At 48.2% G+C, this 12,667-nt stretch carries 10 protein-coding genes; 1 reads left to right on the top strand and 9 read right to left on the bottom strand.

The window, feature by feature from the left end; translation table 11 throughout:
* The first annotated feature begins 104 nt into the window (after window positions 1–104).
* The gene (locus RCO25_RS34775) at window positions 105–263 is read left to right on the top strand and encodes a helix-turn-helix domain-containing protein (protein ID WP_374992066.1); all 159 of its coding nucleotides are present in this window, start codon (window positions 105–107) and stop codon (window positions 261–263) included.
* A 652-nt stretch (window positions 264–915) separates the two neighbouring features.
* Here the strand turns inward: RCO25_RS34775 and RCO25_RS05610 are convergent.
* From RCO25_RS05610 to RCO25_RS05570, 9 genes are all read right to left on the bottom strand, one after another.
* Window positions 916–1,176 carry a hypothetical protein gene (locus RCO25_RS05610; protein WP_308995141.1) on the bottom strand — a complete coding sequence of 87 codons (261 nt, stop codon included), beginning with the start codon at window positions 1,174–1,176 and terminating at the stop codon, window positions 916–918.
* Between the two features lie 273 nt (window positions 1,177–1,449).
* Window positions 1,450–2,991 carry a gluconokinase gene (gntK, locus tag RCO25_RS05605; RefSeq protein WP_308995140.1) on the bottom strand — a complete coding sequence of 514 codons (1,542 nt, stop codon included), beginning with the start codon at window positions 2,989–2,991 and terminating at the stop codon, window positions 1,450–1,452.
* Between the two features lie 30 nt (window positions 2,992–3,021).
* Window positions 3,022–4,368 (bottom strand): GntP family permease, encoded by a 1,347-nt coding sequence (locus RCO25_RS05600; RefSeq protein ID WP_308995139.1) that lies wholly within the window; start codon window positions 4,366–4,368, stop codon window positions 3,022–3,024.
* A 77-nt stretch (window positions 4,369–4,445) separates the two neighbouring features.
* On the bottom strand, window positions 4,446–6,062 hold the full coding sequence (locus RCO25_RS05595; RefSeq protein WP_308995138.1) for a response regulator: 1,617 nt from the start codon (window positions 6,060–6,062) through the stop codon (window positions 4,446–4,448).
* A complete protein-coding gene (locus tag RCO25_RS05590; RefSeq protein WP_308995137.1) occupies window positions 6,037–7,872 on the bottom strand; it encodes a sensor histidine kinase in 1,836 nt (611 codons plus the stop codon). Before RCO25_RS05590 ends, RCO25_RS05595 begins: the two co-directional genes overlap by 26 nt.
* A complete protein-coding gene (locus RCO25_RS05585) occupies window positions 7,832–9,151 on the bottom strand; it encodes an ABC transporter substrate-binding protein (protein ID WP_308995136.1) in 1,320 nt (439 codons plus the stop codon). The genes RCO25_RS05590 and RCO25_RS05585 overlap by 41 nt, the downstream gene beginning before the upstream one ends.
* A gap of 216 nt (window positions 9,152–9,367) precedes the next feature.
* Window positions 9,368–10,186: a carbohydrate ABC transporter permease gene (locus RCO25_RS05580; RefSeq protein ID WP_308995135.1), complete on the bottom strand. Its 819-nt coding sequence runs from the start codon at window positions 10,184–10,186 to the stop codon at window positions 9,368–9,370.
* Complete coding sequence (locus RCO25_RS05575; protein WP_308995134.1) at window positions 10,179–11,063, bottom strand: carbohydrate ABC transporter permease; 885 nt, start codon at window positions 11,061–11,063, stop codon at window positions 10,179–10,181. Before RCO25_RS05575 ends, RCO25_RS05580 begins: the two co-directional genes overlap by 8 nt.
* Before the next feature lie 86 nt (window positions 11,064–11,149).
* Complete coding sequence (locus RCO25_RS05570) at window positions 11,150–12,508, bottom strand: ABC transporter substrate-binding protein (RefSeq protein ID WP_374992065.1); 1,359 nt, start codon at window positions 12,506–12,508, stop codon at window positions 11,150–11,152.
* Between the last annotated feature and the right edge of the window lie 159 nt (window positions 12,509–12,667).

Here is a 12,667-nt window from a genome sequence, read left to right as displayed (position 1 = left end):
TTGCCCCGAATAGATGGACACGAAGAAAACCTCTAAAATAAATCATGGAGGGGTTCTATGGGACAACGGAAGAAATTTGACAAGGCATTTAAGGGGCAGATTTTCTGCGTGTATTAGCTGAAGAATCAACAGCTTCTGAAACAGCCAGAGAACTGGGCGTGCATTATACGACGGTTATGGACTGGGTAAAGTTGTATAAACAAGACTGCGAACAATCATTTCCAGGAAGTGGAAATATTAGGTGGTCACTTTTACTCAATTGATCAGTAACGAACTAAGAAGCCTTCTTGCTGAAGGCAAGCGGAGCTCCTTCCATGGAGCCGCTGCGGTCAAGCACCAACGACACATTCATAGGTGCTCGATCTGTAGACACTCCTGGCGTATTTCCTTTTAGCTCGAGCAGTAGAAATGCCTGTCCGCCCCTCCCGTTTGCCAGAACTCTTTATTCCATGTAGCTGTCGTTAGAATGGTTGTACTCATATGTAGCATCCTCTCCTATTGGACTATTGATAAGAATGTAACATATCGTTTGGACACAGCTGTGTCAGGGAGTGGTTTTTCGTATAAAGTAAAAAAACTTAGCACCATAACGGGCTAAGTTTTCATTAAGCGTCTATTTAACTGCTGGAAATAACTTCAGGTGAGTAAAATTACTTCGGTATATAAGATTTTTTAGGAATTTCCACCATGTTTACATATGGAATAGCAAGGCCGTTTATATGCTGCAAGTATGATCGATTAAAAGGCGTTAAATAATTATAAATCTCAGATGGATAATTTAGGGGTTTTATATTTTGTAATAAAAGATCGCAAGATTGGTCAACATTTGTCAGTGATCCGACAGGTGGAATCATAAAATTATCACGTGCTACAGAGAGTTCCTGTACGGTATTCCGATATTCTACCATCGATGGGTCAATTTTTTCTGCCTCGCAAAGAATATATTTTATCAATCCATTTTTCAGGTGTGTATCCCTCTTCGTATGCTTCAAAAAATTGCTCAGCATATAAAGATTCATTCTCTAAGTAACCTTCTTCAAGAAGCTTCAAAACCGGCAGGTATAGATTATAGATACGAAGAGCTTCATCACGGTCTTTTGTAAGACTCTCCAACTCATCAATAACGTTCTTACTAAAGTCATTTAGTTCGTCATACAACAAATTCCGGGTACTCATAATGTATCTCCCACCCTCCGGCTATTTCGTTATAGGTATAATATCTAAAGATTCATTATATTGCTGTCTTAAATAAGAAAATTATAACATCTAAACTATCAAATGGAATGTTTTTCTTTTGAGGAGTCTTTTTCGACATTACGATCTAACAATGTTCGCGTACTATGCTAACTAGACCTCAGCCCATAAAAAAAGAAGCCATGCTTTCGCAAAGCTTCAAATGTTTACTATGCTTTCTACTGTTGATGTTTTACAAAATATTACAATACAAGTCTATAACCATTTTTTCTGAAATTCTGCAATATGCCTATACTCCTCAGTAAGCAACCGTGACAGACGTACATACATACGGCTCAATTCCTGATAAACCGGCCTGTTATCTTTATTTGGCATATGACGATGGGAGCCCCCTACCATGTTCGACACGGCATGGAGCGAATCGATTTCACCAAGGCTGTACAGCCCTAGAATAGCCGCCCCCAAACATGAGCTTTCCACGCTGATCGGGACATGCACCTCTTGGTCGAAAATATCCGCCATCATTTGACGCCACAATTCCGATTTGGCAAAGCCGCCTGTAGCCTGTATTTTTGTCGGCCGGCCGATGAGCTCCTCCAGGGCCATATACACCGTGAATAAATTAATAATCACACCTTCCATGACGGAACGGATCATGTGCTCCTTCCTGTGGTGAAGACCTAGCCCGAAGAAGGAGCCGCGTGCATTGGCATCCCATAAAGGGGCTCTCTCTCCTGCCAGGTAAGGATGGAACAACAATCCTCCGGCACCGGGCTTCACACGCGAAGCGATTTCAGTAAGAAGCTCATACGGGTCCTTCCCCAGCCGGGCAGCTTCTTCCACTTCCTCGGAACAGAAATGGTCGCGAAACCACCGGAAAATCATGCCGCCATTATTGACGGGCCCTCCGATAACCCAGTGGTTCTCCGTCAGTGCGTAACAAAATGTCCTTCCTTTCGGATCCGTAACCGGCCGATCTGTAACTGTACGAATTGCGCCGCTTGTCCCTATCGTCACTGCCACTGTACCTGGATCGATCGCGTCAACGCCAAGATTGGAGAGAACGCCGTCGCTTGCGCCGACAACAAAAGGCATCGAAACGGAGAGCTGCATTTCAGCCGCCCAATGCTCATCCATTCCCGCCAAGCGGAAGGTTGTAGGCACCGGCTCCGACAGTCTATCCGGCGTAACTCCGGCAACATTCAGAGCTTCCTCATCCCAGCTCAACGTTCCGAGAGCAAACATTCCGGTTGCGGAAGCAATGGAATAATCGACTACGTACCGCTTGAACAGCTTATGGAAAACATACTCTTTGATGGATATGAATTTATATGTCCGGGCAAAAAGCTCCGGTTCCTCATGCCGTAACCACGTCAGCTTGGATAACGGAGACATCGGATGAAGCGGCGTACCGGTGCGCAGGTAAATCTGATGGCCGTTCATCTCGTTTCGAATGCGCTCCGTCCAGACCGCACTGCGGTTATCCGCCCAAGTGATGCATTTGGAGAGCGGATTTCCCTGGGTATCCACGGCGATCACGCTGTGCATAGCAGAACTGAAGGAAACGCATAGCACATTCTCCGGATCCGCACCGCTTTTCAGCAGCGTGTGCTTGATTGTGCCGATAACCGCGCGGAAGATTTCGTCAGGATCCTGCTCCGCGATCGCGGGCTTCGGCGAGTAAAGCGGATATTCAATCGAATGGGTTGAAATCAATCGGCCATCGGTGTCGAATAAGACCGCTTTGGTGCTCGTCGTTCCGATATCCACGCCTATCACGTATGTTGAAGCCACCATGCATCTATCCTTTCTGTCTCCGCTATGATATTAAACGAATAAGTCCAACGTAAGGATAAACGCAAGCGCTGCAACGGAAATAATCGTCTCTAAAGCCGTCCATGTCATAAGCGTTTCCTTGACCGTCATGCCGAAATATTCCTTAATGAGCCAAAACCCGGAGTCATTGACATGGGATAAAATGAGTGAACCAGCGCCGGTAGCTAATACAAGCAGCTCGACATTTACACCAGGCACAATGGCCGCGATTGGAGCGACAATACCTGCTGCCGTCATCATCGAGACGGTGGCCGAGCCTGTAGCGACACGGATCATGGCCGCGATTCCCCAGCCGAGAAGAATTGGCGATAGGTGTGAGGCAGTGGCAATCTCCGCGATATAATCGCCGATACCCGAATCGAGCAGCACCCGGTTAAATGCGCCGCCGGCACCGATGACGAGCAAGATCGTAGCCGTAGGCGCCAAGCAATCATTCGTAAATTTGAGAATACGGTCACGGCTCATGCCGCGGAAGAAGCCGAGACTGAAGAAGGAATAAATAGTTGCGATAAGCAGCGCGACAATCGGGTCACCGACAAATTTGAATGCCTGAAACAGGATTGTGCCTTTCTCCAGAGCCAAATCCGCGATCGAGGCGATGAGCATGAGAAATACAGGAACCAGAATCGTGAATAACGTATTGAAGAAACCAGGCAGATTCTTCGTATCACCATTCTCCGTCAGCTGATCTCCCATTTCCTTAGGGACGGACTTATGGATCCGGTTGCCGATCCATTTGCCATACAACGGACCTGCGAGAATAGCAGTCGGAAGCCCGACAATTAGGGAATACAATATTGTTCTTCCAACATCTGCGTCGAAAATACCCACCGCTGCCATCGCAGCCGGATGAGGAGGAACAAGTCCATGTACAACTGACAAGCCGGCGACTAGCGGCACACCGATTTTGACAAGCGATACGCCAGTTTGTCTGGCAATCGTAAATACAAGCGGAATGAGCAGAACGAAGCCGACTTGGAAAAATACCGGAATGCCGACGAAAAATGCGACGAACATCATTGCCCAATGGACATTTTTTTCGCCGAAAAGACGGATTAGCGTCCGGGCGATGCGTTCCGCGCCACCGGATTCCGCCATCATTTTACCCAGCATGGTGCCAAGTGCAAGCACGACGGCAAGGAAACCGAGCGTATTGCCCATACCCGTTTTGATTGAATCAATGATACCCGTATGATCTTCGGTAGTGAACAAAGGCATACCGGCAGCAAGCCCGGTACCGATCGCCGTGACGATGAGGGCGACAAAAGGATTCAGCTTCACAACTGTAATCAGAAGCAGCAGCACCACAATGGCTGCTAGAACGATAAATAATAACACAAGTAAACCTCCCAATATAGTAAGAATTATTTACAGGTACAGGCCATTACAGCCGCATACCGCCGATACAAAATGTCTTAAGAGAATCGGTCTCTGTATTCCTGAGGGGTCATGCCGAATTTTTTTTTGAAAGCATAGTTAAAGGAATGCGGACGCTGATAGCCCAGGCTTGCAGCGATTTCAAAAATTTTGTCTGCGCTGTGCTTCAAAAGATACTCCGCCTGGTCCATGCGCACACGCTGCACATATTCGCTTAAATTTTCTCCGGTTTCGAGCTTATACACCTTCGAAACATAGACCGGATGAAGATACACATGACCGGCGATCGATTGCAATGAAACATCCTGCTGAACGTTTTGTTCAATAAAAGCATGGATTTCCTGGATCAGGTTCGTCCTTGAATCCTTCGTCTCGCGATCCATGTCCTCGCGGATCCTGTGCAGCGTCCTGAGCGACCATTCGCGAAGCTGATTCACGGAACGAAACGGAAGACCCTCGGTCATTTTTCCGTACTCAGCCCCGAGCAATTCCGACAACTGCCTTCCGTTTTTATGCGCTATATACGAATACGCGGAAGCGATCGTGAAGTAAATCTCAAGGAGATGCTCCTGCGAACCGGGCTCCATATCCTCCATATCGTCAAAAATCATCCGAAGCTTCTCTTCGATGTCACTCCACCTGGCCGCCTCGAGCAAATGAATCAAGGCCGGCGGTTCGTAGAGGCTTTTCAGAGACCGGATCCCTTCTTCCGAACGATCGTCTTCCAGCCGCATAAACAGCTCCTGCTCACTTCCGATCCGTTTGCGGAATGCTCCAATTGAACGGCTGTACAACGTTGCCAAATCATAAGGGAAACGCCCGTTATGACAGACCATGACGGAGATTTTACCCTTTAAATACGTGCCCACCGCCGTTTGCAGAGCAGCCGCAGTACGCTCGAACCAAACCGTGTCGTTATCCTCAACTTCCTTTCGTTTTGCCGTCATCGCAAAAACGAGATAATCATGAGCATCCTTGGCATACCAAATTGAATATTGCCCGCCGAACAGTTCTTCGACCATATTGCCGATTGCATATTCCTTCCAGGACAGATCTTGAAGATCAGACTGGAGAAACAGTTCGTCCAAACGTACCACCATCAACGAAAAAGATTGCCATTCGTAATCGGAAAGCTCCAGCATCTTCATTTTGTCCTGTAGGGCTGCTGTCTCCAATCTTCGGCCCTGAAGCAGCTCAAGGAGCAAATTCGTCCTCAGCAAAGGGAGATTTTCTTTAAAGGTATAGGTCAGTCTCTGATTAGAGATGACTTCCTCCCATTCCAATTCCAGCTTTGCAAGAACCCGCTCGACTGTGGCCAGCAAATCCTCTTCTTTTACCGGCTTCAACAAGTAATCCTCGGTCTGGTACAGAATGGCCTCTTTGGCGTAATTGAAATCCGAGTACCCGGACAATAATATGCATTTGGTTTTGGGCCAGAGCCGGCGGATCTCCGCGATTAATTGCAAGCCCGACATGCCTGGCATTTTAATATCCGTAATGACGATATCGATGGAAAATTGCCTAAGGAACGTGAGCGCTTCAATTCCGGAATAGGCCTTAAAAACCTGCTCTACGCCAATAGCCTTCCAGTCGATCGTGGTGGAGAACCGGTCAACGACATGAGCCTCGTCATCCACGATCAATAGTTGAGTCATGCTCTCCCTCCTTCTCTAGCCTGGTTTTCGCAAAGCTGCTCGTCCGGTTCCATGTCAGAACGGCTTCCAGCCCTCCGCCTGGCGCTTGTCTGAACGATAATCCCGAGCCTTCGCCAAATTGATATTGTAAACGCCGGTGTACGTTCCACGTCCCGCATCCGAGTTCATCGGTCATCGGTTCATTAAGTTGAATCATCAGCTGGCGCAGCCTGGAGTCAGAGAGCCCCGCTCCGTTATCGGCTATGGTAATCCGGTTCCACCTGTCATTCTGCTCGCCTGTTATCGTAATAATGCCGCCCTCCACCTGATGCTCGATACCGTGTACGATGGCATTTTCAACCAATGGCTGAAGAAGGAGACGCGGTACAGGCTCATCCATCATTTCTTCAGGGACGGTTATGGTGAATGCCAGACGATGCATCCTCAAATGATGGATATTCAGGTAGTGACGTACCAAATCGAGCTCATCCCGCAGGGTAACCTGCTGATTCTCTACCCTTGAAGTGTACCGATAATACTCAGCCAAGTTTTCGGCCATTGCGATTACCGCATCGCGATCCTCCAGCATAGCGGAATTGATAACAAAGAACAGCGAATTATACAGAAAATGCGGGTTTATCTGAGACTGCAGCTGCTTTAGCGTTGCCTCGCGGGACCGCAGCTTCTCCGTATAAACATCCTCGATCAAGACCTGAATGCGGCCGGCCATTTCATTGTAAGGTCGGATTAAATCATCAAATTCGTTCTTTGCTTCATATTCAATACGCGAGGATAAATCCCCCCGGCTCATCCGCTTCACGCCTCTGATCATTTTTTGGATCGGAATCTGAACGTTACGGTAAAGCAGAAACGAAGCAATGACACCGATCATAAGCAGAAAGGCGATTGAACCGTAGAACCAATTGCGTGCCGTTGTAATGGGAGACAAGATCCTTTGAACCGGAACATAATCCACCAAATACCAGCCCAGTTGGCGTGATTTCACATAACTAACCAAATACGATTGATTGTTGATTGCAGTCGTTTCCTGACCTGCATCCGTCAAGGACCTGTTCAACACATTCTGAACAATCTGATCTTCGATCAGCAAGTCAGGCGTGCTATTCCGAATCGGCTGGTAATCCGGATGATACAGGAAGGGATCACTGAGCTTATCCTTCCGGTAAATATCCAGCAGATCCGTAATGGTCTCCACCGGGAAACGGACCTGAAATACCGCATCAGCTTGTCCTACGGCTGCCGCATTCGCGGGTTCGCTAGTCTCCCGGATAAAGGTGCCGATCGTTGAGCCACGGGAATAATCCTCATCATAGACCCATGTCTTCCGGATGGGACCGTCCCAATCCCAATTCCCGATACCGTTAACATAAATATTAGAGGACAGCACCTTCTTACCTTCCGGCATTGCGATCGTCAAATCATTGCTCCAGCTGCTGGATACGCTTTGAAGGCTCAACTTCTCCGTTATGCGGGATTGTGCCTTTAACAGGTTGCCGGCCGCCTCGCCGGTTCCCCCGATAAAATCCCGGATGTGCGGGTCGTAGCTTAAGATAACCGGAAATAGGGACAAATTTTCAATGTTCGAATCCATCCGGTTCAAGAAAAACGATAATTCATTCAAATTGGAAGAGCGGAGCTGCTCCTCTACTACACTGCCCGCAATCCGGTTGGAGTAGCTGTATAAGAACAGAACGGGGATAAGCAGCAGAATGATCGTAATGATGATCTTGCCAAATATCGATATCCTGTAACGTATGACGATCACCTTCTCATTCCGCTTCTTTATCCAAAATCGCTTGCAGCGCGGCATTTGCTTTGTCCGCCGCCTGTTGAAGATCGGGAGCACCCGTCATCACGCGTTGAACGATTTCTCCGACTGTTTCCCGTGCCTCTGCCACGTTGACGACGGTAGGACGATCGTGGTCTACACCGCCTACACCGTATTGTTTGATCACCTCGACCATCTCTTTCGGGAACCCTTCCGTACCCCCTTGCATGTTCCAAATAGAATAACGGGCACCCGGATTACCTTTGCGCTGCGTTTGAAGCACGATCTCTTTACTAGTTGCCCACCGGATAAAAGCCCACGCCGCTTCTTTGTCGACGGCTCTAGGATTCATGGCCAATCCCCAGGATGTAATATTGTAGGTCCTCGAGCCGCTTCTACCGGCAGGGAAGGACGCAAATCCGATATGCTCGGCGACATTGGAACGCGCCGGATCGCTTGCGCTTTTATAGATTGAATTTGCATCCGTATAAAAAGCGGCTTTGCCTTCGGCAAAAAATGCGCTCGCTTGCGGCCATGACATGTTGATTACGCCCGGAGGCCCGTAATCTCTTAAAAGGCTTCCATATATGCTGAAAGCTCTCATCGCTTCCGGCGTATTAATCGTCGCTTTCTGCCCGTTCGTGAAATCGCCGCCCTCGGAATACAGAAAAGACGAAACCTGAGTGACCAAAGGGGAACGCTGGCCCCTAGCGACAAAACCGTAAACCCCGTTGCCCGGATCATGCAGCTTCCGGACAGCGGATACAAGCTCCTCTATCGTATCCGGAACCGGGATTCCAGCCTTCTGCAAAAGATCTTTCCGGTAGTATAAGATTTCCTGCTCCGTAATGACCGGAATACCGGCAAGCTTTCCATCTACGGTAGCGGAGCGGATGGCTGCGTCTGAAAAATCGGTGTACGCGTACTCAGCGTCCTTTCGAGCATAGTCATCGAGCGGCTCCAGCCAACCGTTTTCATAAAAAAGCTTCCCTTCCTGCGGTGGGCGGTACATAAATACATCGGGTGTTTCGGAACCCGTCGTCAACTGCAGCGTAAGCTTCTGGGTCAATTGGTCCTCGAAAAATCCTTGAACGATCACGTTCATGCCCGTTGCGGCTTCAAATTCGGGAAGCAGCGGCCTGATCGCATCCGCCCAAGGATGATTAGCCGTTACCAGCGTAATGGTTTTACCTTGAAATGGCTGCGCTAACTCTTCCCCTTTATCTCCGGAAGAGGAAATGCCTGAACACCCTGACGCCAAAACGGAAACCAATAGAGCCCCGATCACCGTAAGCATACACAGTCTGCGAAATCGCTTCATAGATATGTCCTCCTTGTCGCGATTCGATAATCATAACATTACCTGAGCACGTATGTTTCCGCTATAACTAATCCTTAACATCAATAACCATTCGTAAAGCAAATAAACATTAGACGTTAAACTTTCGACATTGTACTTTCCTATATTTTAAAAAAAGGTTGTCCCTCCGGCAGAAAAATATGCCAAAGGGACAACCTTAATGAATTCAAACGGCGTCTAGCCCTTCACGGCGCCGGCCGCCAAACCGCTGACGACATAACGCTGTGCAAGCAGTGCGATTATGAGTACGGGAAGGGTGATAATACATGCTGCAGCCATTAGCCCGCCCCAATTGATTTCCGAATAGGACATGAAATTGAATACCGCCACCGGAAGCGGCTTCGTTTTATCGCCGGCAAGAATGATGGAAAACATAAAGTTATTCCATGAGAAAATGAACGAAAGCAGGGACGACGTAATAATACCGGGGCCGGAAATCGGTAAAATGATTCGCATAAAAACTTGATGATGCGTACAACCGTCAATCAGACCCGATTCCTCGATTTCGGTAGGAAGCGCTTCGAAGAAGGAAATCATGATCCAAATAATGAATGGCAGTCCCACGAGCATATGACTGAGAATCAAAGACGGGAATGTGTCTATCAACTCAAGCTTCGAAAATAGGATAAACCAGGGGATCAAGAAGGTGATTCCGGGAATAATCCGGGCTACGAGTATGACAAGCCCCAGCTTTTGAAGGTTATGCCTGGCGATTGCGTAAGCAGCCGGCAGCCCTAGCAGCAGAGCGAACAGCGTCGATCCTAGCGCGACCACGAAACTATTTAAGATGTATTTCAGAAAGTCATATTCCTTGAATACATCCGTGTAATTGTTCATCGTAGGCTTAAACACAAACAACTGATCCGTCGACATGATTTGCCCCTGCGTTTTGAAAGAAGCCAGAAGCATCCAGAAGAAAGGAAAAGCGAATAAAAGCAGCACGATAATGGTTAAACCGCCGAAAATCAGATTTGCTATCTTCTTATGCTTATTCATAACGCCCCTCCATTCTTTTGCGCATCCAGATCATAACGATCGTCATGCCCATGACCAACGCGAAGAATAGGACAAGAAGCGAGGAAGCCATTCCCAGCTTAAAGTATTGAAAACCTAATACATAACCGTAAATGTTCAACGTCTCGGTAGCTAGATTCGGTCCGCCCTGCGTTGTCGCATAAATAATATCAAATGTTTTTAACACATCGATCAAGCGCAGCATCGCGGCAACCATGATCGTTGGCTTTAATAGCGGAAGCGTAATCGAAATAAACTTTCTCCATCTGCCAGCCCCGTCGACGTCAGCCGCTTCATAGGGGTCAGTCGGAATCGTAGCCAGCCCCGCCATAACAATAAGGGCAAGCATCGGCGTCCACTGCCAGACATCAACGATAATAAGCGAAGAAATAGCCTGATCGGGGGAAGCGAGCCACAGCTGCGGCTTCAATCCGACCGCTTTCAATATCATGTTGGCCGCGCCGATTGTCGGTTCATAAATCAACTGCCACACCAACCCCATCGCAACCGGAGTTGACACCATTGGCAGAAGGAAGATTGTTTTCATCAGATTTTTGCCCCGAAAATCCCGGGTAAGCAGCAAGGCAATGGCAACACCTAACACGACTTCAACAGCAAGCGCCGCAACCGTAAAATACATCGTGGAGCGTACCGCTCCCCAGAACCGGGTATCATTCAAGAGCGTCATGTAGTTGTCGAGACCGACCCACTTTGGAGGCGTAATCGCTGACATACTCCACTCAAAGAAACTTATCCGTACGGTATATAGAATCGGGAATACCATCATGATCAACACGAATATCACTGCAGGCATCGTATAGATCCATTTCAAATTTCGGTCAAACCAGTTGTACTGCATATGAAACTCCCCTTTCCCCCCAGTTCAAAATCATGAATCAAAAGGGCCACGAAATGACCCTTTTGATGGTAAGACCGCCCTCGCCTTTATTTTGTTTTTTCGTTATCGATAATCACTTGCAAGGCTTCATTCGCTTTATCGGCAACCGATTGAATGTCCTTCTCTCCAGTCATGATCTGCTGAACGATCTCGCCTACCGCATCGCGAGCTTCACCGACACTAATGACGGTCGGACGGTCATGGTCGACACCGCCCTTCACGCTTTCTTTGATGACATCTACCAGCTCGGACGGAAATCCGGTTGTACCCTCAGGGTTATCCCATACCGAAGAACGGGCTCCGGGATTGCCTGCTTGCTGGGTTTTCAGGACCATTTCCTTGCCAGTCGCCCACTCTATGAATGCCCATGCCGCTTCCTTATTGACTGCATTCGCATTCATAGCCAGTCCCCAAGAAGTAATGTTATACGGTTTGGAGCCGGCCGAACCGGCCGGGAACGGCGCAAATCCAATTTTATCGGCGATTTGCGACTTTGCAGGATCCGTTGCGTTCTTATAAATCGAGTTCGCGTCCGTATAGAAAGCTACCTTGCCTTGCGCGAATATGCCGATCGCTTGCGGCCATGACATGTTAAGTACGCCTGGAGGGCCGTAATCCTTCAATAAGGTACCGTAGGTTGTAAAAGCTTTAATCGCTTCCGGCGTATTGATCGCCGCCTTATCTCCGTTCGTGAAATCTCCGCCTTCGGAATACAAGAATGAAGATACTTGCGTGACCAGCGGCGAGCGCTGTCCTCTGGCTACGAAACCGTACAATTCTTTTCCAGGGTCATGAAGCTGTTTAACCGCCGTAACCAATTCATCAATCGTTTTCGGAACCGCGATCCCTGCCGCTTCCAGCAAATCCTTACGGTAGTATAAGATTTCCTGCTCTGTAATGATTGGAATGCCGGCAACCTTTCCGTCAACGGTCGCCGATCCGACAGCTGATTTGGACAAGTCGGCGAAATCGTATTCGGGATCTTTATTCACGTAATCATCCAAAGGATGTACCCAGCCGTTCTTGAAGAACAGCTTGCCCTCTTGGAGTGGGCGATACATGAACACGTCCGGCGTATTGGAGCCCGTGGTGAACTGGACTGTAAGCTTCTGTGTCAACTGGTCTTCAAAATAACTTTCAACTTTTACTTTCATCCCCGTCTCAGCCTCGAACTCGGGAATGAAAGGTTTAATCGCATCTCCCCAAGGGTGGTTCGCGGTTACTACCGTGATACTCTTGCCTTCAAACGGTTTTGCAGCCGGCGCGGCGTTATTTACGTTATCTTTCGCTGTATTCTCTTTACCCGCTGCCGTATTGCTTGTTTGCCCGCCGTTCGAGCACGCTGCCAGCATCGTTGCAGCAAGCACAATACTTAATCCCTGACCCAGCCAGCGTTTTCTGAACATTCTCATACTTAACCCTCCCGAATAAACTTTTTTGTATGCGCTTTCAATACAAATATACAGATTCAGGATGACGGATTATATAACGAAGACTAAACATCGATAACAATACGTTAAGGTATTTATTCGCCGGCAGTCTGCCGCTTAAAACTCGCTGGACAA

Origin of the sequence: Paenibacillus sp. LHD-38 (genome assembly GCF_031157315.1) — a bacterium.
Taxonomy (GTDB): Bacteria; Bacillota; Bacilli; order Paenibacillales; family Paenibacillaceae; genus Pristimantibacillus.
Note: the sequence above shows the minus strand (reverse complement) of the source record. Positions and strands in the feature narration are given on the sequence as shown.

Coding starts and splice junctions, on each gene's coding strand:
- RCO25_RS05590 (WP_308995137.1), bottom strand. CDS start 7,872: ATGCCGCGCTGCAAGCGATTTTGGATAAAGAAGCGGAATGAGAAGGTG.
- RCO25_RS05575 (WP_308995134.1), bottom strand. CDS start 11,063: ATGCAGTACAACTGGTTTGACCGAAATTTGAAATGGATCTATACGATG.
- RCO25_RS05595 (WP_308995138.1), bottom strand. CDS start 6,062: ATGACTCAACTATTGATCGTGGATGACGAGGCTCATGTCGTTGACCGG.
- RCO25_RS05610 (WP_308995141.1), bottom strand. CDS start 1,176: ATGAGTACCCGGAATTTGTTGTATGACGAACTAAATGACTTTAGTAAG.
- gntK (WP_308995140.1), bottom strand. CDS start 2,991: ATGGTGGCTTCAACATACGTGATAGGCGTGGATATCGGAACGACGAGC.
- RCO25_RS05570 (WP_374992065.1), bottom strand. CDS start 12,508: ATGTTCAGAAAACGCTGGCTGGGTCAGGGATTAAGTATTGTGCTTGCT.
- RCO25_RS05585 (WP_308995136.1), bottom strand. CDS start 9,151: ATGAAGCGATTTCGCAGACTGTGTATGCTTACGGTGATCGGGGCTCTA.
- RCO25_RS05580 (WP_308995135.1), bottom strand. CDS start 10,186: ATGAATAAGCATAAGAAGATAGCAAATCTGATTTTCGGCGGTTTAACC.